The organism is Ruegeria sp. AF2 (genome assembly GCF_056542025.1).
In genome coordinates, this window is sequence record NZ_JBQFZC010000004.1 from 89,131 (window position 1) to 115,208 (window position 26,078).

15 protein-coding genes and 1 pseudogene are annotated in these 26,078 nt (G+C 53.2%); 8 read left to right on the top strand and 8 right to left on the bottom strand.

The window, feature by feature from the left end; genetic code table 11:
• The first annotated feature begins 33 nt into the window (after positions 1 to 33).
• Entirely contained in the window at positions 34 to 1,131 is a 1,098-nt protein-coding gene (recF, locus tag ACR0NM_RS13745; RefSeq protein WP_480615219.1) for a DNA replication/repair protein RecF, read from the top strand.
• Here recF and ACR0NM_RS13750 read toward each other — a convergent pair.
• Entirely contained in the window at positions 1,128 to 1,694 is a 567-nt protein-coding gene (locus ACR0NM_RS13750) for a carboxymuconolactone decarboxylase family protein (protein WP_170423365.1), read from the bottom strand. The genes recF and ACR0NM_RS13750 overlap by 4 nt on opposite strands.
• Positions 1,695 to 1,793: 99 nt before the next feature.
• Between ACR0NM_RS13750 and ACR0NM_RS13755 the strand changes: the two genes are divergently transcribed.
• Together ACR0NM_RS13755 and gyrB are read left to right on the top strand one after the other, a co-directional pair.
• Complete coding sequence (locus ACR0NM_RS13755; protein WP_170613687.1) at positions 1,794 to 2,366, top strand: TetR/AcrR family transcriptional regulator; 573 nt, start codon at positions 1,794 to 1,796, stop codon at positions 2,364 to 2,366.
• Positions 2,367 to 2,468: 102 nt separating this feature from the next.
• Positions 2,469 to 4,886 (top strand): DNA topoisomerase (ATP-hydrolyzing) subunit B, encoded by a 2,418-nt coding sequence (gene gyrB / locus ACR0NM_RS13760; protein ID WP_170395385.1) that lies wholly within the window; start codon positions 2,469 to 2,471, stop codon positions 4,884 to 4,886.
• 145 nt (positions 4,887 to 5,031) lie between these two features.
• Here the strand turns inward: gyrB and ACR0NM_RS13765 are convergent, their stop codons facing one another.
• From ACR0NM_RS13765 to ACR0NM_RS13790, 6 genes are all read right to left on the bottom strand, one after another.
• A complete protein-coding gene (locus ACR0NM_RS13765) occupies positions 5,032 to 5,793 on the bottom strand; it encodes an HNH endonuclease (RefSeq protein ID WP_480615222.1) in 762 nt (253 codons plus the stop codon).
• Between the two features lie 9 nt (positions 5,794 to 5,802).
• Positions 5,803 to 6,507, bottom strand: a complete 705-nt coding sequence (locus tag ACR0NM_RS13770) for a hypothetical protein (RefSeq protein WP_480615224.1) — start codon at positions 6,505 to 6,507, stop codon at positions 5,803 to 5,805.
• 3 nt (positions 6,508 to 6,510) lie between these two features.
• On the bottom strand, positions 6,511 to 9,558 hold the full coding sequence (locus ACR0NM_RS13775; RefSeq protein ID WP_480615226.1) for an Eco57I restriction-modification methylase domain-containing protein: 3,048 nt from the start codon (positions 9,556 to 9,558) through the stop codon (positions 6,511 to 6,513).
• A gap of 797 nt (positions 9,559 to 10,355) precedes the next feature.
• Positions 10,356 to 13,127: a helicase-related protein gene (locus tag ACR0NM_RS13780; protein ID WP_480615228.1), complete on the bottom strand. Its 2,772-nt coding sequence runs from the start codon at positions 13,125 to 13,127 to the stop codon at positions 10,356 to 10,358.
• On the bottom strand, positions 13,120 to 18,303 hold the full coding sequence (locus ACR0NM_RS13785; RefSeq protein ID WP_480615230.1) for a DEAD/DEAH box helicase: 5,184 nt from the start codon (positions 18,301 to 18,303) through the stop codon (positions 13,120 to 13,122). The genes ACR0NM_RS13780 and ACR0NM_RS13785 overlap by 8 nt, the downstream gene beginning before the upstream one ends.
• Positions 18,304 to 18,329: 26 nt before the next feature.
• A complete protein-coding gene (locus ACR0NM_RS13790) occupies positions 18,330 to 19,160 on the bottom strand; it encodes a hypothetical protein (RefSeq protein ID WP_480615232.1) in 831 nt (276 codons plus the stop codon).
• A gap of 71 nt (positions 19,161 to 19,231) precedes the next feature.
• On the opposite strand from ACR0NM_RS13790, the gene ACR0NM_RS13795 reads away from it, so the two are divergent.
• The 5 genes and pseudogenes from ACR0NM_RS13795 to ACR0NM_RS13815 all read left to right on the top strand — a co-directional run bounded on the left by ACR0NM_RS13795 (position 19,232) and on the right by ACR0NM_RS13815 (position 24,736).
• Positions 19,232 to 19,942 (top strand): hypothetical protein, encoded by a 711-nt coding sequence (locus ACR0NM_RS13795; RefSeq protein WP_480615234.1) that lies wholly within the window; start codon positions 19,232 to 19,234, stop codon positions 19,940 to 19,942.
• Positions 19,939 to 21,891, top strand: coding sequence for a Mu transposase C-terminal domain-containing protein (locus ACR0NM_RS13800; RefSeq protein WP_480615236.1), 1,953 nt, complete (start codon positions 19,939 to 19,941; stop codon positions 21,889 to 21,891). The genes ACR0NM_RS13795 and ACR0NM_RS13800 overlap by 4 nt, the downstream gene beginning before the upstream one ends.
• A gap of 47 nt (positions 21,892 to 21,938) precedes the next feature.
• On the top strand, positions 21,939 to 22,862 hold the full coding sequence (locus ACR0NM_RS13805) for a TniB family NTP-binding protein (RefSeq protein ID WP_480615564.1): 924 nt from the start codon (positions 21,939 to 21,941) through the stop codon (positions 22,860 to 22,862).
• Positions 22,862 to 23,206 (top strand): annotated as a pseudogene (locus ACR0NM_RS13810) (TniQ family protein); the annotation flags it as partial. The gene ACR0NM_RS13805 and the pseudogene ACR0NM_RS13810, both read left to right, overlap by 1 nt.
• 315 nt (positions 23,207 to 23,521) lie before the next feature.
• Positions 23,522 to 24,736, top strand: a complete 1,215-nt coding sequence (locus ACR0NM_RS13815) for a hypothetical protein (RefSeq protein WP_480615578.1) — start codon at positions 23,522 to 23,524, stop codon at positions 24,734 to 24,736.
• A gap of 119 nt (positions 24,737 to 24,855) precedes the next feature.
• Here the strand turns inward: ACR0NM_RS13815 and ACR0NM_RS13820 are convergent, their stop codons facing one another.
• Entirely contained in the window at positions 24,856 to 25,683 is an 828-nt protein-coding gene (locus ACR0NM_RS13820; RefSeq protein WP_480615238.1) for a hypothetical protein, read from the bottom strand.
• Positions 25,684 to 26,078: the final 395 nt, after the last annotated feature.

Here is a 26,078-nt window from a genome sequence, read left to right on the forward strand (position 1 = left end):
CGACTGGGTGATCTCTAACGAAAGAGAGGGGTCATGGGATTGGCCCTGACCGAGCTTACGGTCTCGCATTTTCGGTCTCATAAGCTGGCACGCCTGTCGTTGGACGAGCGGCCAGTGGCGATCCATGGGCCGAACGGTGCCGGTAAGACCAACATCCTGGAAGCGGTTTCTCTGTTTTCACCCGGGCGCGGGATGCGGCGGGCAAGCGCCGCTGAGATGACACGGCGCCCCGAGGCGCTGGGGTGGAAGCTGATTGGGCTATTGAATGCGCAAGGACAGAATTTCGAGATTGAAACCTGGTCCGAAGGTGGTGCGGCGCGGCAAGTGCGGATTGATGAGAAAACCTCAAGCCAGATTGAATTGGGAAAGCTGGCGCGGGTAGTTTGGTTAATCCCATCGATGGACCGTCTCTGGATCGAAGGGGCTGAAGGGCGGCGGCGGTTCCTCGACCGGATCGCGCTGAGTTTTGATCCGGCACATGCCGAGGCATCTCTGACCTATGAAAAAGCGATGCGCGAGCGGAACCGGTTGCTGAAAGAACAAGTTCGCGATGCCCATTGGTACGCGGCGCTGGAAGGGCAGATGGCCGAGATGGGGCATCGCATCCACGCCGCGCGGTTGAGTGCGTTGGAGTATCTGCGCTCAGCACAGGATAAAGCTGAGACGGCCTTTCCGTCAGCGGATCTTGAATTGGTTCAAACCGAAGGTGCAATGCCTGAGACGGCGGAAGACTTGCGAGAAGCTTTGGATGAAAGCCGGTTACGCGATCTGGCCGCCGGGCGGACTTTGGTCGGCCCGCATCGATCAGACCTGTATGGTGTATATTCCGCCAAGGGCGTTCCTGCCAAAGATTGCTCGACCGGTGAGCAGAAAGCACTGCTGGTATCGCTGATCCTATCAAACGCGCGAGCGTTGGCTGAGATGGTTGGAGCACCTCCTATTGTATTGCTGGATGAGGTGGCCGCGCATCTGGATGCGGGTCGGCGCGCTGCGTTGTATGATGAGATTTGTGCGCTGGGCGCACAGGCCTGGATGACGGGCACCGGGCCTGAGCTATTTGCGGAATTGGGGGATCGAGCCCAAACGCTGGTCGTTACCGAAGGCGACGAGGGCTCGGTCGTCAGCGTTTAGGCAGGCTCGCCGACTTTGCGTTCCCAAAGGAAGCCGCGCATCACTTCGTCGACCGGGGTTTTGGCCATGTGGTTGACGTAGTTCGACATGGTTTTTTGTGCCAGACCCAGTACGACATCCAGGACCGCACGGTGGGAATAGCCAGCGTCAAAGAAGGCCTGCAGCTGTTCTTCAGTCGGGTTTCCACGGGTTTCCATCACTTGCAGGGTAAAGGTGCGTAGCGCTTCCAGCTTGGCCGTGGGCAGCGGAGTTTCGTTGCGCAGCGCCTCGGTGATCTCGTCAGAGACCTTCATCATCTTTGCGATGCCGGTATGCGCAGGCACGCAGTAATGGCATTCGTTTTCGACATTGATGGTTTGCCAGACAACGGTTTTTTCGTCGTTGTTGAAATCGGTCTGCAGAAACAGGCCGTGCAGAACCTGATAGCCTTCCAGATGCTGGGGGCTTTCAGCCATTACTTTATGAAGACCGGGCAGGCGGCCGAATGCAGCCTGAGATTTCTCAAGCAGCGGCTTGGACCCTTCCGGGGCGGTTTCTAGGTCGTGAGACGGGAAATTGGCCATGTCAAAACTCCTGTTTCTGGCGCGATGAGTCGTATTTAGGGTTTCTTGAGTGATCACTCAAGTATATATTTGAGCGAACGTTCAAGAATTGGTGAAACGATGCCCCGCAAACCCTCATATGACCGAGACGCGCTTATCGCGCAGGCGCGAGATATTTTCTGGCGTCACGGCTGGGCGGGGACGTCGCTTAAGGATCTCGAGCGAGAGCTGAAGCTTAAACCGGGCAGCTTCTACGCGGCGTTCGGGTCGAAAGATGCGCTCTACGCCCTGGCGTTAGAGCGGTATACTCAGGAAGGGGTTGCCAATATGAAGGCTTTGGCGCAGGAATTGGGCCCGCTTGGTGCTCTTAAGGTGCAACCTCGTCGTGTGATCGAGGCGTCGGAGCTGCCAACAAAAGCCTGCATGTTGGCGAAGACTTATGCGGAATTGCAAGCCAAAGACCATGATCTGGCTGATCAGGCGCAGTCCCATATGGCTGACATGAAAGTTTGTTTTGCGGACCTCTTTCGCAGCGCGCAGAAGGCCGGAGAAATCGCGCCAAGTCATGACCCGGATCGCTTGGCGGCGCGCTATCAATCCGACCTTCTGGGGTTGCGATTGTCAGCCGAACGGGACGATGTGAACGCGGCAGAAATTGCCGAGGATATTGCAGCAGACCTTGATCGGCTTTGATCCGCAAATTAAGCGGATCAGAACCACAAAATATGGGGGGAGCACGTGACAATCCCCACCAGAAAACGTATAAGTTACCAAAATAATATAGGTACTAACGGCATGTCCGAAGACGCACAGGCACCCCAAGAATACGGCGCTGATTCCATAAAAGTTCTCAAAGGCTTAGAGGCAGTTCGCAAACGTCCCGGTATGTATATCGGGGATACGGATGATGGTTCGGGTCTGCACCATATGGTGTACGAGGTTGTCGATAACGGAATTGACGAGGCACTGGCCGGTCATGCCGACCATGTGACTGTAAAAATTCACGCGGATTCCAGCGTTTCGGTCAGCGACAATGGACGTGGAATCCCGGTGGATATCCACCCCGAGGAAGGCGTTTCAGCGGCTGAAGTCATCATGACCCAACTGCACGCTGGCGGTAAGTTCGACAGCAACTCGTACAAGGTGTCAGGCGGTCTGCATGGAGTGGGCGTCTCGGTGGTGAATGCGCTATCCGATTGGCTGGAACTGCGCATTTGGCGGGCCGGCAAGGAACATGTGGCGCGTTTTGAAGGTGGAGAGACGGCGGAACATCTGAAAGTCGTTGGCGAGTGTGGCGATCGCACGGGAACCGAGGTACGATTTCTGGCCTCGACCAACACGTTTTCGAACCTCGAATACTCGTTTGAGACGCTGGAAAAGCGCTTGCGCGAGCTGGCTTTCCTGAACTCAGGCGTGCGGATTATTCTGATCGACGAACGCCCTGCTGAGCGGCTGGAAACCGAACTGTTCTACGAGGGTGGCGTCAAAGAGTTTGTCAAATATCTCGACCGGTCCAAGACACCGGCGATGCCCGAACCGATTTATATCAAGGGCGAGCGTGACGATATCGGCGTGGAAATCGCGATGTGGTGGAATGACAGTTATCATGAGACCGTGCTGCCCTTCACCAACAACATCCCGCAGCGCGATGGCGGCACCCATGTGGCTGGCTTCCGTGGTGCACTGACCCGGACGATCAACAACTATGCTCAGTCCAGCGGGATCGCGAAGAAGGAAAAGGTCAGCTTTACCGGTGACGATGCACGCGAAGGACTGACCTGCGTGCTATCGGTGAAAGTGCCCGACCCGAAATTCTCGTCCCAGACCAAGGACAAGCTGGTCAGCTCTGAGGTGCGCCCGGCGGTCGAAGGTCTGATGAACGAGAAGCTGGCTGAATGGTTCGAAGAGAACCCGAATGAGGCTAAGGGGATTGTCGGTAAGATCATCGAGGCGGCTTTAGCGCGCGAGGCCGCCCGTAAAGCTCGCGAATTGACCCGCCGCAAGACTGCGATGGATGTGAACTATCTGGCTGGTAAGCTGAAGGATTGCTCTGAAAAAGATCCGTCCAAGACTGAAGTTTTCCTGGTCGAGGGGGACTCGGCTGGTGGTTCTGCCCAGACCGGTCGGGATCGGCTGACTCAAGCTGTTCTGCCTTTGCGTGGCAAAATATTGAACGTGGAACGGGCGCGGTTTGACCGGATGTTGTCGAGCCAAGAGATCGGTAACCTCGTGATGGCGCTAGGCACCGGCATTGGCCGCGACGAATTCAACATCGAAAAACTGCGTTACCACAAAATCGTCATTATGACGGACGCAGATGTTGACGGCGCGCATATCCGCACCCTCTTGTTGACCTTCTTCTACCGGCAAATGCCAGAGTTGATCGAGGGCGGGTATCTCTACATCGCTCAACCACCACTATACAAGGTTTCTCGCGGTAAATCAGAGGTTTACTTGAAGGACCAGGCCGCGCTGGATGATTATTTGATCAATCAGGGCGTCGAAGGTGCAGTACTTAAATTAGGCTCGGGCGAGGAAATCATCGGCCAGGACCTGACCCGCGTAGTGGATGAAGCGCGCCAGCTGAAGCGAGTGCTGGACGCCTTCCCAACGCATTATCCGCGCCATATTCTGGAGCAGGCTGCTGTAGCCGGTGCCTTCGTGCCCGGCGCTGTTGATGCCGATTTGCAGGGCGTGGCCGACAAGGTCGCGGCGCGCCTTGACTTGATTGCACTGGAGTACGAACGCGGCTGGCAAGGCCGCATCACACAGGATCACGGCATCCGCCTCGCGCGCATCCTGCGCGGTGTGGAAGAAGTGCGCACACTGGACGGCCCCATGTTGCGCTCGGGTGAGGCCCGTAAAACCGGCAGTTTCACCCAAAGCCTGCAAGAGGTCTACAACACCCCCGCAACGTTGGTGCGTCGCGATCGGGGTCAAGTCATACACGGCCCGCTCGACCTGCTGCGCGCGATTCTGGAGGAGGGCGAAAAGGGCTTGTCGCTGCAACGCTACAAAGGTTTGGGAGAGATGAACCCCGATCAACTCTGGGAAACAACGCTGGACCCGGACGCACGGACCCTTTTGCAAGTACGCGTGGATGATATGGTCGAGGCCGATGATCTGTTCACCAAACTCATGGGTGATGTGGTAGAGCCACGCCGTGAATTCATTCAAAAGAATGCTCTGAGCGTGGAGAATTTGGATTTTTGAGCGGTTTGTAGGGACGCGCACAAACCTTCACGCACCCCATAAGTTTGCACGATTTGCCCATAAGTTTGCACGGTTTCGTGATAATAGTGCAGGGGAGAGGAGGTAAGTCGCCTTATGCGGGTGTCGAAGGATAGATTTCAGTTTCTCAAGGATTGAACACCTGATCGCGATGCCAGATCAGGTTCTCCTTGTGCCCAGCAGTTAGACCAGAGATCCGCTTGGAATGTCCGGACAACGAGCTCATTGCCGGCGCGGAAAGTTTACTCGAAAAACAAGGTGTCCCATCGTCTTTGAAAGTCACCAGACCCTTGTCGAATGCTGCGTCCCATAATGCTGACAGCAAAATCCCGTTGTGGACGTCCAACCGCTCAGCATCAGTTTCGCAGTCTTTCCACGGCTTAATGTGTGAGGCTCTAAGGAGCTCAGTGTCAGAAATGTCCGAAATCGGGCAGCGACCCTGCCAATAAGAGATCAAACGATTTCTGAAAATATCCTGACCGATGCGCTGCTTGACCAACCGCTCTGCTTCGGTTTTCTCCGGCAAACCCTCGGTTGCAACCTGAAACTCCTCCAGAGGGCCGTCTGGTAGGCTCACGGACAGCTCGTAAACACGTGTTAGCACCGGATACAGCTCGGACATCTGTGCGGCGCTGTAGGCGGCGATACCGGGGTGTGTAACGCGAGCTTTTGGAAACGGAAGCTCTGCGGCAACGCCTGGGTGGTCGATTGCGACATACCAGGATCCGTTATCACTGCCTGATGCTAGAAAAATCGTTCCTTTCGCCGTTGTCGATCCAAAAGCCGCCCATCCATTTTCTTGGCCGAGTTTCTTGCGGAAGCCGTTCTGCCACGCCGCTTGTTCGCTGGCGGAATAAGTTACAAAGGATTGGGGAAACTCAATTGCCATAGCTATCCTTCACCAGTAACGCCGTGGAGGGTGGCGCCGCAACAACCCGGCCAATTCGCGGTACTCGCGCAGAAACCACTGGCGGTCTTCTTCCCAATCCGCAACAGCAAACCGTTGGTTGTTTCGACCGCGCCGCAAATCGGCCAACATTTTCAGATGCTTCTCAATTGAACGGAACCGCTGGTATGTCGCGGGTGCGCCCCATCCCTGGTATTTGGAATCAAGGTCTGATGGGATCTCGATCCGGAAACAGACATCCAGCCGCCCTTGCCTTTCACGACTGGCGAGACCACGGGTCTTTCCAACCCTGTATCCGACATAGGCCAATGGCGAGCGGTCTTCACCGACGAACGAGCCATCCAAAAAGGCGCGCATATCCCGCTTGATATCCGGGGGGATTGGCCGCTCGACCAGCTCATCATGTTCCTTCTGTGCCCTGTCGCGCTCTGCACAGGCGCGGGCTTCGGCCTCGGCTTTTTTGCGTCGCGCTTCCTCCTCGCGTCGGTCCCGTTCAGCCTTTCTTTCGGCAAAGAACCGCAGGATCGGTGAAAGGCCTGGCACGTTGCACTGCCCGATGAAGCGTCCTGCGCGCTCAAACGAGATATTGGTGTCCCACCCGACTACGCGCACCCCGCGGAGGATTAGCGCCAGCAAGAGCCAGAGCAAAAAGACCAGCAGAGCGAGGACGAACAACAAGGCCAGGAAGAACTCCATCCTCTATATCCCCTTCGCGCTGAAGTCGCGGTTAGCTTGAATCCGGTCCCATGCTTCCTCGATCAATCTTTGAGTGCGGAATTCGCCGAAGGCACGCAGTTCGGCATTGCGAAGCGCCTTGAAGGTTTCGACACCACAATCCTTACCCAAAATGTTGTCAGGATCGAGGATGTAGAGCATTTCTTCCTTCTCCATCTGGAATACGTCGCGCGCGACCAGAGCATCTATTTCAGCGGCTAAAACCGCTCTTTGGTCAGGATTCTCGATCACGCAGTCAACACTATCAAGGATACCATCGCGAACTGCCGTCTCACGGAACTCCTCCATCTCAGGGCCCACCGCGCACAGCGCACAAACCCTTCGAACAATCTCATTCGCCGCTGGCGTTTTTTGGAAGTCACGCGGAAATGGCAGGCTATCCATAACGGTGAAAGACATCTTCAAAGAAACTTTCTTTCGCACAAGAAAATCCATTACCAAAGAATTTGCTACTCCCAGCCAAAGCAAATGATCTTGTTCATCGCCGCTTAGGATTATGGTAGGAACCTTGTCGCCACAGATTGACGCTGGAGGAATGAGGCCTGCGATCAGCGCACGTTGGTTGGTCGGACTTGCTACATCGCCGAATCCAATCCGATATTGGTCCGTCCTCCTGCCCAGCTTGTCAGGCACTTTTTCAGGTAGTATGCGCCACTGAGGTTGGATCCTTTTTTGCGGCGAACCAAACGGAAAGTCATCCCAAACTGCTGACCTGCCACGACCTGAGACATAACCTTTGGCGCGATAGTCATAGGCGTCAATCATCCGACCTTCGAAGACTGGCAAGCCTTCGTCGCCATCGGAGAACAAGTCGCGATTGTTACCCATATGTGCTTCGGCCATGTAGTGGCGATATGGCAAACCTTCTATCTTTGCTCCGAATTTGGGATAAAACGCATACATTCGGGCGCAGATGTCGACTTCAGATTGTGCAGCGAACTCCATCACCGCCACCGCGTCCGGCGAGAATTCTTCGATCACCGAGATAGGGATGTTCAGGCCGCCGCCTGTCATGAACTCTTGAAGCTTGCCAGATGTGTTAACGCGGAAGGTCGCATGAAAAGCGTTCGTCGTTTCACCTTTCCAAGCGACATAAAGGCAGAACTTCATGCGTGTGTCGATTCTCGGAAACCAGATTCCCTTGGTGTTCTCGAAACCTGCGAGATGCTCCAATCTGAAGGCGGAATACAGTTCTTTGCGGATCGCGGTAGCATTCGCCCCATTGTAGAGGCCTTCGGGAACAAACTGTGCAGCGACGCATCCTTCTTTGGTTGCCGCCAACGCCGTTTCTACGAACATGCGGTAGACGTTGAAGTCTCCTTTTCCGAGATTGCCTTCGGCAAAGAGCCGGTAGCGTCCGCTGGACTTGATAAAATGGACGGCCGCGTAGAGATCGGCGCAATACTGATCCCACTGCGCTTCGATGATTGGGTTTGCCAGTAACTGGTCATATGCCACTTTTTGCTCGGCGGGCGACATGTGGCGGATATCTGGATTGTGGACCGAGAAGAACTCCTTGTAGTCAGGGCTCATTGTATCCCAAGGCGGATTTCCTAGCACCACGTCGAACCCGCCGCGCTGCATGATGTCCGGAAACTCCAACGGCCAGTGAAAGGCGCGCGCTCTGCGCGCGGCCTTCGGAGCATCCAACATCGCCTGTCGCATCTTGCCCTGATTGAGGGCCATCCACAGTTCCTCGGTTGTCGGCACGGTGCGGGCTGACGCCCCTGCCGGTGCGCCGCCAACCTTGGGCAGCAGGAAGGCTGCCACATAGAGGTCCGCAGCCGCGGCGGCGCGAACAAAAGTCTGCCCCTTGCGCAGCTCCTTGAACCGCATTGCCTTTGCACCGATCTGCTCCACCGTGTCCTCAGGCAGATCGCGGAAGCCTGAGAAATCCAGCGCCAGCGGTTTCATTGCGGGCATGGAGGCCTGACCGGTGCCGAAGTCGAATCCACCTTGACCCTTTGTCGAGTCCTGATTGGCCTTTTTGTAGTACTTGGCTGTGTCCTTGTCGTCTCCGGCCAACGGCTTGTAGGCGGCGTCGGGGATACCGTCCTCCAGCACTTTCAGGTCGAAGATACCGAGCAGCGCATCGCCACAGCGAATCTGCGCATCGAAGAACCCTAGGGGAAGGCCGGGGTCCACCGTCTCGATCCAGAGCGCGACTTTGGTCAATTCCACCGCCATCGGATTGCGGTCTACGCCATTGATACAGCAGCGCGCGACATCACGGAGTGCATGGCGGAAATCGGCGAGCGAAGGTGTCCCCTCGGCCCGGATACGCGCTAGCCGTGTGGCGATGCGTCGGGCGGCGGCCAGCAGGAAGTGGCCCGAGCCGCAGGCTGGGTCGATCACCGAAAGCTTTAGCAGCGCCTTGGCGGGGTCGTCCGACTCGGCCTCTGTCTTGTCGAGCACAGGGTCGAGCGCCGTGTCGAGGAGCGCCTGAACGAGGCTGTCGGGCGTGTAGTAGGAGCCGGTGGTCTTGCGCTGATTGCCCTTCTGCTCGGCGGCTTCCGATGCAAAACGCAGTTCTTTGCCGTCATCGGATAACTGAGGTTGGAGTTCCAAAAGAGACTCGTAAACGGACCCCAATTCTTCGGTCTCCATCGCGCGCCAGTTCACCGGCATAATGCCGGACTTGTCGCTGAGCCACGCAAGTCGGTACAGAGCTTCCATAAAAGCCTTATTGCGGAGTTTCGCGGTGTCGAGGCGAGAAGTCTTATTCTGTGCGAACAGGCCACCTAATGCTGGTAGAGCCAGCTTGGGCTCACCTTGCGTCAAGGCGCCGAAAACCACCTTGAGACCTTCGTAGCGGTCGTGATGCCGATCCCAACTGGAACGTCGAACGCACTGTGACCGCAGATGTGCCAGGCTATAGCCGTCCACGTAGAGTTTACGTGCGTCCTTCTTGGCATTGGGCGCATGAAGCAAGTTGCGGTCCTCAGCCACCATCAGGAAAATAAGCCGATAAACCAGTCGGAGCAGTTCGTTAAACCAGTCGGTCAGAGGCACCTCGCCGGATTTCAGCTGGTTCTGGAGATCCGGGTTTGCTTCCAGAAACCCTGACCCTAGTGATTTCAGAGCCAACTGAACTTGGTCCGCCAATCGGTCTCGAGCAGCTTCACCCTCTTTTGACCCGGCTTCGCGCCACCGCTCCAATGCGCAATCCGTCGCCGGGGTTTCAGCTTTACCAAAGCGGGATCTATGGATGAGCAGCCAGAGTACCGCGAAGGAGGCTATGTCCTCGTTTGAAAAGATCTGCTCCAGATCTGCTTCTACGTAGGCAGGACGGGTCAGCGAAGCATTGTCGCGCATGAGCCGAAGCGACTTACCATTCGTGACAAGACCCCAGAGGGCGTCTTCATGTTGGTTAAGGTAGTCTTGCAGCGCAAACGCAGGTGAGAGAGACCGTTCGACTGAAAGCGTCGGGCTCCGCTTATCGAGTTCTTCTTCTGGCGGAACGATCACGACTGGTGCGCGCCCTCCAGCGATCTGCGAAACCGGCGCCGGTGCCGCAGCCATGTCATCAAATCCGAAGGCTTCTTTCAACAAACCCTGCACAAACCGACGCGTTGCTTCAGTTGATGGCGTTTCAGATTTTCGGAAATCGTCGAAATGCGATTGCCCCACTCGGAAAGCCAATGAAATCTCTTCCCGAATGCTCAAACCTTTTCGGACGCCATAGTCCTCTTCGGCTTGCTCAGAGGCTCCGCGCTGGTCGACCTTGGCGACCATTGCCGGCGCAATGATGTTGCCTTCCAGAGTTAGGGATGGCCAAGACGAAAGATCAACAACCTGTTTCCTAGCCATTATTCTTCCTCGCTTGGCATCAAAACAAACAGTCCGATGACATCAGGCGGGAGCAGTGGCTCCACTGTAACTTTCGATCCGGAACCGGTTGCAGCACGGATTCTTGCATGGTCGTCGACAAGCTCATCTGCGCGCTTGGCAACGTATTTCGCAATTGGACCCTCTAGCAATCCGGGCAGTTGCGCTTGTGCCTGTTTGACGAATCTCTCACGCGCAACTGGGGCAAGGTTTCCGGAAGCTGTTGCGCTCAAAAGCTGGCGCGCATCATCCCCGCTGCAAACCAACTGTTCGCCTTCTAGGGCCACCAGGGCGGACTCTTCGGCAAGCAGTAACCGCTCTCTTCGTGCGTGAACCCGAAGTTTGTAGCGAATTCTCAACAAGGCGAGTCTTGTGACCTTTTCGACCTTGTTGGTAGGCCAAGCTCCCAGTCTGCCAATGCCGAGGTCGTGCAATGAGGCTGGATCCAATGACGCCTCGACCAGTGTTTCCGCAAGCGTTGCAGTAAGCGGGTGCGTTCGCGTCAATAGAGCTGTACCAGATGGAGCCGGTTCAGACAGGGCCAGCTTAATTGTTCCAGTCAGAGCCTTTTGTTCCAAACGCTCCTTCAGTGGAAGATCAAGCGCATGAACGTGAGCGCGTACGAGCGATTTCTTTTCTTCGAGCGGTACACCAAACCGAGACATGGAGCGTTCGAGAAAGGTTTTCGCGTCTTCTGGAGATCCAAGCAGGTTTGCGACTTTTTCCCATTCCGGAGCCACTTCGTTTGGTTTCATTGCGTTTTGGGCGAAGCGTGCACGTGACGCCTTTTCTTTCTCGGACGCATCTCTCCAAACTGCTTCCATAATTTGGGTTCCGTCATCGAGGCGCAGATCAAAAGCCAGTTGTCGGGTTCCACCCTTTTTGAGCATCATCGCGGCCATGAGCGCGTCGGTAACGGGAGCCCGGTCGTCGGGCAGTGGAACAGTTACCCCGGTCGCTTTACGGATTTCTTCCGCTTTTCGGAGAATTACGTCTAGCACGGCGCCATCAATGGCGCTGTCGGGAGAGAACATCATGATGGACCGAACCAATTCGGCCGGCTGGCCAAAACGATCTACACGACCTTCTCGTTGTTGATGTCGAGTTGGGTTCCAACTGAGATCGTAGTGAACAACCGCATCAAAAATTTGCTGGAGGTTGATCCCCTCAGAGAGGCAGTCCGTCGCAACTAGAATGCGTTGAGGTGGATTTTCCTCGTCATCGTCAGGGGCCATGTCTGCAACCCGATCACGCCGTTCATCAGGGGTCAGCACTCCGGTGACAGCCTCAACCGTCAATTTGGGGAAGGCTTTTCTCAATCCATCCCTTACATGTTCCGCCGTTGCCAGGTATCGACAGAATACAACTGGATTGGCTCCATCCTTTATCATCGGTTTCAGAATGCCAATTAGCGCTGCGAGCTTTGGGTCTTTGGCCGCTACCAAGTCTTCCGCGCTCTGAATGAGATCGGCTAATGCTTCATCCACGGAGAAAGATGCGCTGGGCTCAACATCCACCGCGTCTTCATCATCGCCGTCCTCATCAAAAACCTGTGGTTCCAACCGATCTGCCTCGTTGGACATCCGGTTTCTCAGAGCGCTCAATGCAGCCGCTGGCGACGAGCCGACACAACGCATCAGCGCAAGCGTGCCCCAAAATGCCAATCGCCTATCTCGTTGGGCGTCTCCAGCTCTTTCGACAACACCGAGGCAATAGTCCAAAACCTGTTCTTGGAAGTCCAAATGCTCTTGGGTCAGCCGATAGGACGCTTCCGTCGTTTCATGCTTTGGAAACGCGCGATCTTCTCCCCAGTCCTTTGAAACAAGATCGATTCTACGGCGTTGAACAAAGTGGCGTGCCAGTCTTTCACGATATCGAGCATCATCAAATGCTAACGAGGCAAAGGCAGGATCGATGAGTGAAAGCAACCGTGAGAACGCTTCCTCGTCTCCCGAATGCGGGGTTGCAGTCAGCATAATGATCCGTCGTTCAGGATCCTTTGCGAGACCAGACAATAGTTCAAAGCGCTGCTGCTTGCCTTTGTGCGTCCCAACACATGCGTGCGCTTCATCAACAATCACGAAATCCGGGCAAGCCTTAGCAAATCCGTCTCGGCGTTTGTCGGCTTTGATATAATCCAAGCTGACGACCGTGAACGGATATGCGTCAAAGAGAGATTGCGCCAGCGGCAGGCCTCGCTCAAGCCGCGCAGCAGAGCTAGATGTGACGGCGACAGCTTCGATCCCAAACCTGGAGTTCAATTCCATGATCCATTGATCAACAAGATGGGGAGGGCAAAGGACCGAAAAAGTGTCAACTTCTCCACGATCCATCAGCTCCCGAAGAATAAGTCCGGCTTCGACCGTCTTGCCGATACCAACATCATCAGCAATCAATAGCCTTGGCACTGGCATGCGCATTGCCATGAGCAGAGGAACTAGCTGATAAATCCGGGGTTCGAAGGCGAGATTTGCCGCTGAACGAAAGGGTCCAGCGCCGCGCCTCAGAGTAAGCCGAAGTGCGTCCGACAACAGAGCGGCTTTCGATTGTACCGTTACAGCAGCGTCATCCGGCAAATCAAAGCGCGCGGCTTCAACGCTTTCCAACTCCAGGGTTGGATCAAGAACGACAGTATCTTTCTCGTTTCCAGTGAGTGGTCTGAGCGCGAGAAGACCTTCTTTTGGAGGAGGTAGTGCGACCCATTCACGACCGCGGGCCCGTACCAAGTCTCCGGGTGAGAATGCTTCAGTCATGATGTGCTCCGCCAAGTAATTCGATCAGTTCCGTGGGAACACCTTCATTCGGCTCAGCAGGCAGTGACACAATTGTCCAACCTTTCTCGGCGGCAATATCATTTGCTTGCTCGGAAGCCTGCCCGATTGCTGCTGCAACGTAGTGATCCCGCCAGGCGAATTGCGCCTGCTGCTCGCCAAACATGATCGGTTTTGCATCTGGAGATGGCAATTCCGCTTGAGTAAATGCACTAATCCAAGCTTCGGCAGAAGAGCTTGTTCCTGAAGTCGCGGAAGTGGTCAATTCGCCCCTTGCAAGATCCACCAAGAGTTGCTTGGCCTCGTCGCTTACTCGGTCAATCAACTCATGATCTGGCTGGTTAAAGTAAGACAGCAAGCATCGGTAGCAGCCGCGGACACATGCATCGTCCGCATCTTTGAGTAACGATGCATCACCGTCCGCGACGGCCGCATCTACTTCCTTGAAGTGCATCAAATTCAGAGCTGCGAGCGCAACCCGGCGCAGCGCGTTCTCGTCTTCTACAAGGCGACTTAGGACGCCGGCGCCCCCTTCTGTTGCTTCATACGCCAGAATCGTGCGCCGATCATCGCGTTTTGGTAGCGGCTCACCAAGTATCTCCCCTTCTTCAAGCTGAAACACGACTTCGATGCCGCGCATCAGTGCATGTTGAACGGTCGCCAAGGTCTCTGGTTCATAGAGATCGGGGCGATGAAACCTGAACAAGAGGGCGTTCTTGTGATCGCGTACGATTGGCACGATCCGGACTGGTTGCACAGCGTCTGGTGGGGGATCCGTATCTGCATCTTCGTCTGGTGTTTTCGCCCAGTATCCTGTCCGTGGGTCGATCAGGAAACCAAGAACAGTCTGGTCCCTGCGGCGTCGTAACCCTTTATTAATTCGGCTTATCTCTGCGCTGTTCGCATATTGCAGGTCGAGCAGGCGCTTACCTCCGGCAAGGTACTGCGCTTCAGTGATGTTAGATTTTCCAGCCTTTTGCGGCCATGAGAAAACGGTTTGAATTTCGAAACCTTGCCGGACACGCTCTTCGTCATTTGCAGTGATACGCTCCGCAGGGGCCGCCTCAACGTTGTCAATTCTGAGAGTTCTCTTAACGGGCAGCTCACCAGCCATAGAGTGATCACAGGCATGGCAACGTTCGACTTCCTCTTCATGCGAGGCGCCACAGTTTGGGCAGATCGTGATTTCTTTTGTTGCCAGTTCTTGCCCATCGGCAGTCCGTGTTTCCGGCGGCAGTTTTGCTTTCATAACCCGGAATGCGCGGCCCTCATGGTATATTAGGCTTCTTGGTCCAAACTCTGCGATTGCAAGAAACCTTGCGCGCTGTAAGTAAGCCCCGCTTTTCCCCTCACCGGGCACGAACGCATAGAGAGGAAGCCTCGGGAAATTGTATCCCGGTAGGAAACCTTCCGTGGCAAGATAGCGGTAAGAATAAAAGTCGGACCCGTTTGACGCCTTTCCTTGCTCAAGGATTGTGATTTGGTCGTTGGCCTGGGCTTGCGCGGCCCTGATCTTTCGCCTGTCAGAAGCGGACAAGCCAGCCTGCTGGGACTTCTTGTTGGCTTCAATCAGTTGTGTTCTTGCAGAATTGTAAAGTTCTCTCCATCGGTTGAATGCTTTGTCGAACTCGCGCGGTGCTTCCGCTGCAACCTCTGCCACAAACTCTTCTGGGGACGTCAGCCATTTCGGCATTTCCCCACCCAGAGAATGGAGAATTTGTGCTAGCACGCGACCCATCGGCGCCTTGGACCGCTCCACTAGGCTTGATGCCTGAACAACGGTTAAGATCTCTGGTTTGAGTGGATAGTCTTCATTCTCAAGATCCAGGATCAGCGGAATATCCGGTGACAGTGCGAGTTTCGCTTCTGCTAACCACACAGCGTGTAGGTGGGAAGTGACCAAATCACGATTGGTGATATCGAGTGCCGGTGGTTTGACGATACCAGAGACCATGTCGTTCCGACGTTCGAAAAAGTACTGATCATGTGGTGATTGCGCTGCACAATAAGTGAAGACGACAGCTGCCTGACCTGAGCGACCGGCGCGTCCCGCGCGTTGTGCGTAGTTTGCAGGCGTCGGGGGTACGTTTCGAAGATAAACCGCGTTCAGTGCAGATATATCGACGCCCAACTCCATTGTAGGTGAGCAGAACATTGCTGGCAAAAACTGGACTGACTCACCGCTTTCTTTGATTTGGAGAGCATTCTCCTCGAGCTTGGCAATATCATCATCCTCAAACCGGAAACGCCATTCTCTCCATTCTCGCTGTAGCTGGGTCACCTGTGCCGTATGTTCGCGGCTCTCGAGACCCCAATAACTGCTGTGTCCGCCTTTGAGATCTGCCGCGATGCTGGTGTAAAGATCATGAAAGTAGGCGTTTCCACGGAATTGGGCGTCATTCACCGCAGCGCCAGGCACCAATCGCACAGCCGACGGTGAAAGTTGCCAACCCTGATGGTCGTCATCCAGGCTCACTGGGGTCAGCAGCCCTTCTTCGCTCAGGTACGAAAGGACTTCTTCCATCACCCTCAGGTAATCGTCCTTGCCTAGTTTGACGCCGAGCATGCTGCGCTTATTGATTAGCTTGGCAATTCTAGAGTTATGGCCAGCACGTAGAATTGTTTTTTCTTCCCTAAGGCCGATGTTGCCGCGCCTCGGAGGCTGTAAGTACAAAATTGACTGCCCTTGAAGACTTTCCTTCTGATCAATCGACCAAGGAGCTCGCAGCAGGCTTCTCGAATTCTGGGCGGTCGTGTCGAGTATGGGCAGTTCGAGTGCCTCTGTCCGGACGGCCAAACCTTCGATCATGGCTTCGAGGAACGTGCGCAGAACCTCGCGTCTGTCTTGCGTAGGTAAAGCACCGAACTCCGGAAGAATTGCAGTAAAGCGTTCCTGGTCTCCTGCAATTTCATCGAGGCCAACAAAGTCCAAAGCGACGAGATTCAAGATCGACAGACTTGGATTTGTAAAACGCCAACCGCGTCGAAGATCTGTCCAAACGCGATGTGCCATGACCTTCGCGAGTGCGCGCTCTGCTTCTCCTCTGATGACCGTACCCGCCGTCGGATCCAGCATCCAGTGAACGCGTGCATCTTTGTTGTTAGCTGTGAACCCGAGAGCACGAACGACGCGCAGTCCAAACTCTTCCTCGCGCAACCCATAGGACCCTTCGTCCAACACAGCCCGAAGAATTGCTCCACGCAGTAAGCTGACAAACAGGAAATCGTTGAAATGCCCAGCTTGTAGCGCTGCGTCCTGCCGATTGTCCGTAAAGCCAAGAAGCTTGCGTTTGTCTTTCGGGACATTGCTGCTTGGAGCGTTCAACCATTCAAGCGCGGTTGAGACCAGCAACGTGGTCGCAGAGCTTCTGCCTTCGCCTGAAAGGCCGGCTAATTTGCTTCTTTCGCGCATGCCAGTTGGCGGCTCATGCAGGCAGCAGGTGCAGAAACCGAATTTTCCCGGCAAGAACCAAAAGTCCATTCCGCTTGAACCTAGACGACCGTCAGCGCCAACCGTCACGGGCTGAGGGGCGCGTGCGCGTCTATAAGAACGCAATCGTTCGACACCGCGGTGCTCTTCAACCCAGGTTTCAGGATAGCTCTCGATGTCCCCAGTAAAGCGGTATTCTGCGTCGCCTTCACCAGTAGGGGTCAGGTATCCGGCAATGTCTTCTTCTTCATCGTCGTCGATAGGGGTGTCATCAATGTTTCGAGGAATGAAACTGGTTAGGCCGTCTCGTTCCACTTTTGTGACGACGTGATATTCTTGACCGCACTCGCGACAAAAGCGCGTCGGGTACATTCTGTGGCCAGGGTTGTTCGGATCCTCCAGTTGGCCATCTAAAAGAACAGTTCTCGGGTGATCGGTTAGGGTGGTGAAAAACTCACCAGCACCGGAAACAAACCTATGCAGCTTGAACGCGAGAAATGCAGCATCACCTGATCCGCCTCTTTCCTTTTCGGGCAGACTTACGAGAGTGAGAAAGGTTTCCAACACCTGCTGACATTGATCTTCGCTCTCTCCGGAGGTTTTCATTAGCTCTTGAACAGCTTCTCCAAATGGAATTGGTCGCTTGCGCTTAAGATCCTTGCCATCGTCCAAACCGAGTGCCAGCTCACACCAAACAGCTAAAGGATGCTTCCTAAGTTCGTCGTCAGTGAGTTCTGATGGAATGCCTTGGCTAATCGTTTCTCCAAGAGCGGGGGTGACATCTGCAAGCTCTATAGAATCGTCAGTTGAACGCCGAAGCGCCTCGTCAATAACGGCGTCGGGACCGATGCTGGCACCGAACAGTCGTGAAGCAACTTGTGAGACGGCCAGAGCCCGCCCATCGTCGCTTCCTTCGCTAGCCATAGTTGCCGACGTGCCGATACAAATCGGTGCTTTTTCTCCCGCACACCGATCTCTCAATCTCCGAACCAGAATAGCTACATCAGCACCTTGTCGTCCGCGGTAGGTGTGAAGTTCATCAAGAACGATAAACTCCAGGCCCTTTGTGTTCTCGACGACTCGGGTGTCCTGCTCGTCTTGGCGAGTTAGCAAAAGCTCCGCCATCATGAAGTTTGTTAGCAAGATGTCGGGAGGATTGGCCGCGATGCGTTGTCGCTCCTCCTGACCTTCCTGACCCGTGTAGCGGGCGACAGTCGGTAGGAGCTCCTTGGGTAGGCCAGACTGAGAAATAAACTTTTCGATTTCTTTAATCTGGCTATTTGCGAGAGCGTTCATCGGATAGACAATGATGGCTCTTGTTCGCCGAGATTTATCCGCTTTTTTTGCCCTTACGATAGCGTCGACGATTGGAACAAAGAAGCAGAGAGACTTGCCAGATCCCGTACCTGTCGTAACGACAAAACTTTGACCTGCACGCGCTTTAGCGATTGCTTGAGCTTGATGCCGATGGAACCGAAGTGGCTCAGCTCCGAACCGGAAAATTTCACCGGTAGCTTTATCCAAATCTCCCGTAGAAATGAGTTCAGCAGTTGTCGGGCCTTCTTCATAGCGTGGGTTCAATGACAAGAGCGGGTCCGGCCAGAAATGGCCGTCTTGATAGAGTGCTTCGACCTGCGACTTTAGATCTGTCGCGCGTAAGGCGCTGAACGATTGCGAAAAGTGCGCGTAGTTCTCAATGAGACTGCTGTCGAATTCGAATGCTTTCATTTCAATCTTACTGCCTGCAAATAGCTTTATTCGGTTACCCTAAGGTCTGTAGCTCGTTCAGCTCTCTTTTCGGGCATTGTCGCAAAGCGAATACCCTTTAAGGAGAGTTTGTCGCGCAGATCCTTCATCCTACGCAAGTCATATGCGCTTCCTTCTGGTACAATCATGAGAATTTCTGGCACAAGTTTTTGAATTAGTGCCAAATACCCCAGTGTTGTTATGAACTGATGCCGGTCTACCCGGTTTCGGTAAGACTTTACTTCTACTGCAACACGCTCACCAGAACTCAGGTTCACAACAAGGTCCGGGCTTATAGGATCGATAATTCTTCCGGGCTGGATAGATACGCTGTCCGATTCAAAGAATTCAGCCCCAAAGCGCTTAAGGTAGTCGTCAACAAAGTCGTTAAATCGTTGTGCTCTTTGAGGCGCGGAAAGCTCTATACTTCCGGTCGTTATGGAAGGATCGCTTTTTCTTTCTCTAAGGTCGTCGAAGATAGCCTTGAGCTCGATCTGCTTCATCTGACCTTCAAAAACTTTCGGCGTTATCTTTTTTGCTTCTGCGGCATCCAACTCTTCTATTTTCATCAAATACATAACGAGCGTCATACCCAGCCAGGCCGGTTTGGCTTGGTAAACCTCAGGATGTTTCTCTTTTAACCATCTGCTTACATAGAGCGGGTTCTTGAGGCTGTGAGGTCTTCTTCCGGTTAGATCTGCAATGTTTTTAAGAACTTCGTTGGATGTTCGAAGTCCATAGGCGCTCGGGTTGTCCATGGCGTCGGACAAAGCACCTCCAAATTCTATCCAGTTTTCTCTTTTTGCCACGCTCTCGAGGCTGTTGCCTTGTTGCACCATACATTTATCCATTATTGGCAGCGCCAATATTGTATTGATATTGGAGATGCCAATATTGTAGACATCTATTCATGAAAAAAGACCCCAAATCACACCCAACATCCCGCATCGTAAGAAAAGCGGGGCAAAAAAAGAGAGCAAATTACGTCAGTGCTCCGAAATGTGCTGGATACATCCAATTGGAGAGCACATTGGAGGCCACGACTGCTTTTGCGTTGGCGTTGGATCCGCGTGTAGCCAGTTTCCGGCCCCAACCTTGCACATATGATCTTCTATCGGGAAGGTCTTATGCGAAAAAAGAGTATCTTATCGATGAGTTTGTCGGAAAGCGCTATCGCCCCAAGCCTTACACACCCGACTTCCTCGTCAGAATGCGGGATGGTCGAGCAGCTTTCGTTGAAACCAAAGCTGAAAGGTGGGTCAACGAGGACCTTCATCGGGATTTTTTGCCAAAGTTTTTCAAATCTGTTGGCCATCATTGGACACTGATTACAGACGAAACGCTAACGGAAATCGTGGCTCACAACGTCCGCACGCTGAAGGCTGTTATTGACAGGCCACCAACGAAGAAAACTCTAGAAGTCCTTGCTGAAGTGCCAACCGAAAGTGTCCGTCTTGGTCAGCTGATCTCCGAGTTTGATCTTGGTTCGGACGAACTCCTTTGCGCTATCCTTTCCGGGTTTCTTGCAGTGGATCTTTTTAGTCGACGTCTTGGGCCGGCTTCGTTTGCGTCTTTGAACCCAACTCCCAAAACAAATCATCTGGAGATCATCGAGCTGTGACCCACGTTCAGCGACAGTATATTGGCTGGCATGTTCTGATCGAAGAACAGACCTTCACCGTAGTAGAAATTGGAGTGCGCGACGGTTCAGTCTCCTTGACTGACAAGGACGGTGTTTATTCGCACATCAGCTTTGAGAGATTCAGAGAACTCATTCATTCCGAGATGGCGTTCGATCCGAACGCAGATGCCAGGTCACTGCGCCGAATGCTCAACGCTTCTGAGCAGAAAGAACTAAGCTTCAAAAAACGTGTTATCACAGCGATCAGAGTGCATAGAGGAGGTGGTCTCACTTGGCAGGCAGCCTACAATCGACTTGTACTAGACTTCTTGGATGACAAATACACGTCTTTCCGAGCTAATGGTTTTCCCTCACTAAGGACTGTTCAATCCTGGGATAAGCTGGACCGTTCAAAAGGCGATGCAGGGCTTCGACCCAAACACACGAACAAAGGCAACCGAGCGCCCAGATACGACTTCTTGTTTGAAGAAGTCACTTACGATCTGCTCGAAGAACGGTTTCTGACTTCGGATCGCATGACGGTTACGTCTCTCGCAAGGCTTGCCAAAGCAAAGTATCAGAAAAAATGTGAAGAACTGGATCTCAAGCCCGGACCATGCGGTAGCAAATGTGTAAACGCGATTATTCAGCTATTGCCACATGCAGATGTTGTGAAACTTAGGCTCGGCAGTGCGGAAGCAAGAAAACAATACTTGCTCGCGATGAATCTCCAGAAAGTTGAAGTTCCGTTCGCACGTCTTGAGGCGGACTCCACCACTTTGGACATGTGGTGCGTAGATGATGACGGAGATCCAGTAGGACGTCCAACAGTGTGTGCGGTAATCGATTGCGCAACGGGCCTGATTCTGGACCTTCAAGTGTCTTGGGGCGCTCCATCATCCAGTCTGACCGCGAGAACCATGAAGGAGGTTTTCGTACCCAAAACGGATGCGTTCTTTGATCGCTACAAAATCCAAAACAGGTTTCAGGCCGTCGGTACGCCACAATTGACGGTATCAGACCAAGGCTCAGAAAACTCTGGCGATATTATTGGGTCAGTCCTGTCGGCCTCGGCACAAGACTGGTTGAAGTGCGTTCCAGGCCAGCCAGATAAGAAGCCATTCATTGAGAGGTTTTTCCGAGAACTAAGTCGATTTATTACCCAGTTTCAGGGGGCCTCCCAAACTTCAGAAATTGGCGCGAAAAAACGCACAAAAATCGCGGAAGCAGAAGCTGTCTATACCATTCGCGAAGTCGAAGAAATGCTTCAAAGGTGGCGTTATGACATTTACGCTCAAAAGCAAAGACGGCGAGTGCAAAACATCCTACGGACCAATGAGTCTCCCGTTGCCGCATGGAACAGACTGAGTAGACGCCACTTACTTCCCCCCGCGCCATCTGCGGTCCAAGTCAGAGAAATGTTTATGGTTGAAGAGGCAGTTCGTGTCGCCGAACGAGATGGCATCATGTTCAAGAACATTCGGTACGCCTCGTGCGAGCTGAAGAACTATCTTGAGCGCGTTGGAGTAAGAAACAAGGTTCAGATCCGGTACGACCCAAATGACATCCGAGAAATCGCTGTCTGGGACGAACTGGCTCACGAACACTTTTTTGTCCCTACAAAGAGAGAAAACTGCCCCGCGTTGTCATTTGCGCAGTTGGATGTCGCACGAAAAGCGTTGCGCACGCCTGATGTGGAGGAAATCGAAACGCAGGCAATTCTAGCCGAACTTCAAATTTACGAAGACTTCAAAGACAAGGCTGACAAACTTACTTCGAAGAAGCGCCGGGCAAAGCAGATCGCAGCGACCCGCAACAAAGAGCTAATTGAACGTTCGGATCGCCTACCAGGTCAAGATCCCACCAACTCAGCCAAACGCAAACGGATCAAGCCGACAGTTAGCTTGCCCGGGAACATGCCGAAAAAATCAACCCGGAGGCACAGTTGAGTCACCAGAACTACAGTCACGTCCTGAAACAAGCCGTCTATCACGCCTTGTATCAACAAACGCGCAGTGAACTGATTGAAGCCATTAGCCTTGCACAGCGGCTCGGTGGGTCAATCGTGCCCTTCCTTGGTCCCACAAGGTGCGGAAAAAGTCGGATGCTCGAGGATCTGCGGGATACTATCGGTAAGCCAACAACTGAATACCAGGGATGGGTCTATGACAGCGATTTTGTCATCGGTTCCATCCCCAACAAGCCAAATGACAAAATGCTTGTTCGATCCATGCTGGCTTCGCTGGAACTGAGCGGTAAGAGAGGGTCATCTGCGTCAGAGATCGAGGCACAGCTATACAAGGAAATCACGAGCAAGGGCATTCGTGTCATTGCGATGGACGAGTGCAATCACTGCGCCGAACGTGGTGAACGGCTGTCAAAGCGGGGCGTTACCGACCATTTCAAACGCCTCGTGGACAACACAGGTGTGACGCTGGTCCTCTGCGGGTTGCCCAAGTTTCAGAGAATTCTGGATGAGAACGAACAGTGCCGTGATCGGGCAATGAAATCCACTTACATGTTGCCCTATTCCTGGTCCGTTGAAGAGGAAAAGACCAACTTCGCTGGCGCTATCGCATCGCCACTCAACAGCTTGCAAGAAGCCGGCCTAGAGTTTGACTTTGACCCTCATGACATTGTGGTGCGCCTTTACGGAGTGTCTGGCGGCCGCGTTGGGATCGTTATGCGCGTCTTGCACGGGGCAATCGCCTACATCGAGAATGATGTGTTGAGCTACGCCAGCCTCGCCAAGGCAGCGAACTCCGTTCTTCAAGCCCAACACCGTCCAGATTTTTTCTTTGAATCTGATGATATCGAAGAACTGGATTTGGTCCGTTCGTTCGTAAACGTCATGAAGGAAGCCGACCTTGAGCTTGCACCTTCCACGACGGAAGAATTTTCAGTGTTGGAACACTATTGATGCTGGCCAGAACAACAAATCCACAACCTGATGAAAGCCTCCTCGGCTTCCTTCGCAGATTGTCTGCTTTCAACGCATTCATCGACACGGGGGATTTCTTCTCGGAGCTTGGTATTAGGTACGGACGCCCTCTGATCGAGAGCATTGATGACTTGGAGCGCAAATGTGGATTACCTGCGGGCGAGCTCGCGGCAATCGCACCGGAAGCCAAGCCAAAAGACGCATGCCGCGAGTGGCAATATGAACGGCACCGGTCTGACCCAGTGTGCCCAATCTGTATCGCAGACGGTAAGGTCTATCACCAAAGCTGGCGTCACACGCTGGTAACTGCGTGCCCTGAGCACACGTGCAGGTTGGAAGATACCTGCCCGCGATGCTCAGAGGCTCTTACGCCCGAAAATGGAGGGCACGGAAAATGTTCTTGCGGAACGGATTTGTCGAGACTTCCAGTTCAGACAGCGCCGCGACATGAGGTTCTAATCTCGCAGTTGATTTCGGGCATTCCATCAAGTGAAGTCTCTGGTCTTCCGAAGCAGTTGGTGTCCAGTCCTCCAGCAGATATCGGCCGTTTTGTTCATTTCCTAGCCTCGTCCTTCTCAACAAATCGAACGGGCAAGGCTCTTAAGACCAAATTGCCGAGAACAGTAGAGGAGGCTGTTGTGCTGCTTGAGCCGGTTGCTTCATTATTAGAAAACTGGCCAAACGGTTTTGAAGATCACGTTCGCGAACGTCTGGTAAACGCTGACCCAGCATTGAACTCCGCGCCTGCAAGATTGGGAAATTGGTATCAGCGGTTCATGCAATTCAAAGATCCTGCATATGAACCATTTCACAAGGCTTTGGGTGGAGTTGTTTCAAAAGAGTTCAGCGGAACCTATCTCGGTTCATTACAAGTCGATGAATCAAGAGAATGGGTGTCTGCCAAGGAAGCTGCTCAAGAGATTGGGATCACGTCGCAGAGGCTGGTTGAGGCGGTTCAAAAGAAACAGATTGCCGGCAAACAAAGCCGGAGCGGATATGGGCACACTCATACTGTTATTCCTCGGCTAGAAGTTCATAACATCCTCGCTGATCGAGAAAGATACTGCGACGGCACTACAATCCGAAACCTACTTGGAGTTTCACGAAAGCAGCTTGAGCTTTTGCGTGAAGCTGCTGTGGTCAGCGAAATTGCTTTGGAAGATCGTCCCCCGTTGATTGACGGTGGCTTTGACAGAATTGCCCTTGCAGATCGGCTGGCTCGTATCAGTGCCTCCGCGGTCCAACGGGATGGTGAGACGATTAGTTTTGTGGATCTAAATCTTCGCAGAACAACGGATCGTTCGGTGCTCATCCAAATTTTTCAGCGCATCTTTGATTGTGAGATCGTGCCTGTAAACGCGAATAGCGAAGTCTTGTTAAGTAAGTTCCAGTATCTGAAAAGCGACGTGGAAAGAGAACTGAGTAAAGGGCGCTTCTCAAAAGACTGGACAGCTCAGGATGTTGCCAGGGTCACTGGTTGGAAACCTCAATCAGTCGTGCACTGGTGCAAGCTTGGTCTGCTCGAAGCTCGCGAAGTTTCGCATGGTCCGAACAAGGGTTATTTGATCTCGCCGGAACAGCTAGCGCGCTTCCAGAGCCGTTTCGTCCCTCTTGCAGTTCTTGCCAAGTCGCGAAAAACGTCTTCACAAAAACTGCTCACTGAATTCTCAAACCAAGAAATCGCTACATACGGTGCGCAAGCCGAGGGTTCTGCAACACGCGGGCACCTAGTAGAACTCAGAGACTTGCTTGTGCTTTCATACGAAGGACGACTTGGAACTCAAAACACAAGCAGATCAACTAGGCAGCATTCTATCCAAAAAGAGTGCCGTAGAGGCGGCAACGGGTTGTAATGACAAAGATGTTATGGAGATGTAGCTGAAGACTCATTGCAAACAAACGTTTCAATAATTGTACATCTCAGTGTCAGATCGCCATCGTTCTAAAGAAACACTTTTGGACATAGTGGAAGCTACGTTACTGCTTGAATTCGTGCCAAGACCTCGCCAGCTAGCTTGTTCCGGCCCTCACCATTATTGTGGTAGTGAAGGTAGCGTATAGAGCGCAGATCGAACGGAACGTCTTCGTGCGATTGCGTAATCAGTACAACTTCTTTCCCGAGCGTATGGGCTATTCCAGCTTCGTAAAAAACATTGGGATTCTTGTTTGAGAGGTCGCAAACGACAACGGCAGATGTGCATATCAATTCTATGATGTCGGTCATAATGTGAGAGTGTACCCACATGTCATCTGCCCGTTGGCACTGGTATCCGTCTGCCTGAAGGACATCCTTTAATTCTTCATAGACGGATGAAAAAGATCCTGAAAAGGGCATCATGAAAGATATCAGGTTCGATTTCACTGGCTTTTCGCTTAACTGGAAGACAGTTGGCACAGGGCGCGAACCTACTTTCTGACGGTACAAAACTTGAAACAAGTCTGCGTCTTTGATCGCCCAGTGGTTTCGATTGAACTCAAACTTTTCAATATTTAGTTCAGACGCCAAATTAAAAACTTCAGCATTAGTCATATTTGGAACGTCTGGATCTATCGCGTAATGCAGGTGATAGTCGGTTCCCTTAAGTTCAACTCTCGTAAGCTGTCCGAATCTCGCAATCTCGTCACTTCTACCTTCTTCCATGAAAAGCGTAGGAAGAGACATAACACTCAAAACATCGAGTTTACCGCCTGGCATGAACTTCGCTTCAAGTTCGTCCGAAGTAAACTCCAATACACGGTCGGCCATAATTGAACCGCGGCGGTCGTTTTCTAAGCCTCCTGAAACAATAAGATTGAACACGGTTTTCCTCTTCTGCTGCTTCGAATGCCATAGCTGAGAGCAGGAATTTTACTCAACTGCAAGATGTCATTTGGGGAGTGGGGGTCAAAGTACTTGCGCAAGTATTGATCACGCGGTGTTGGGTGAAACTGTCGGAAATTCGCACCGGCTTTGCGACAAAAAGCCGGGATTTCGAGATTTAACATAAGTCGCAATTATACAGCGTTTGCAGTCTCGCGATCCGAAGCGGCAATTCGTTCAGAAAGCGACACATGTTCGGATTGAGCCCATTCCTAAAGAGTGCTGCATCATAGCCTATAGGCAGCAATATCGTTGACTCTGCGCTCTTGGGTGCCTTATCGCTGACCTCATGGTGAAATCGTTCTTCGCATCGCAGGACTATTATCCTCAGCTTC

Excerpts from the sequence above, each read along its gene's own strand:
- ACR0NM_RS13790 (WP_480615232.1), bottom strand. The coding sequence starts at position 19,160 with ATGGTGCAACAAGGCAACAGCCTCGAGAGCGTGGCAAAAAGAGAAAAC.
- gyrB (WP_170395385.1), top strand. The coding sequence starts at position 2,469 with ATGTCCGAAGACGCACAGGCACCCCAAGAATACGGCGCTGATTCCATA.
- ACR0NM_RS13755 (WP_170613687.1), top strand. The coding sequence starts at position 1,794 with ATGCCCCGCAAACCCTCATATGACCGAGACGCGCTTATCGCGCAGGCG.
- ACR0NM_RS13750 (WP_170423365.1), bottom strand. The coding sequence starts at position 1,694 with ATGGCCAATTTCCCGTCTCACGACCTAGAAACCGCCCCGGAAGGGTCC.
- ACR0NM_RS13780 (WP_480615228.1), bottom strand. The coding sequence starts at position 13,127 with ATGACTGAAGCATTCTCACCCGGAGACTTGGTACGGGCCCGCGGTCGT.
- ACR0NM_RS13765 (WP_480615222.1), bottom strand. The coding sequence starts at position 5,793 with ATGGCAATTGAGTTTCCCCAATCCTTTGTAACTTATTCCGCCAGCGAA.
- ACR0NM_RS13795 (WP_480615234.1), top strand. The coding sequence starts at position 19,232 with ATGAAAAAAGACCCCAAATCACACCCAACATCCCGCATCGTAAGAAAA.
- recF (WP_480615219.1), top strand. The coding sequence starts at position 34 with ATGGGATTGGCCCTGACCGAGCTTACGGTCTCGCATTTTCGGTCTCAT.
- ACR0NM_RS13785 (WP_480615230.1), bottom strand. The coding sequence starts at position 18,303 with ATGAAAGCATTCGAATTCGACAGCAGTCTCATTGAGAACTACGCGCAC.
- ACR0NM_RS13770 (WP_480615224.1), bottom strand. The coding sequence starts at position 6,507 with ATGGAGTTCTTCCTGGCCTTGTTGTTCGTCCTCGCTCTGCTGGTCTTT.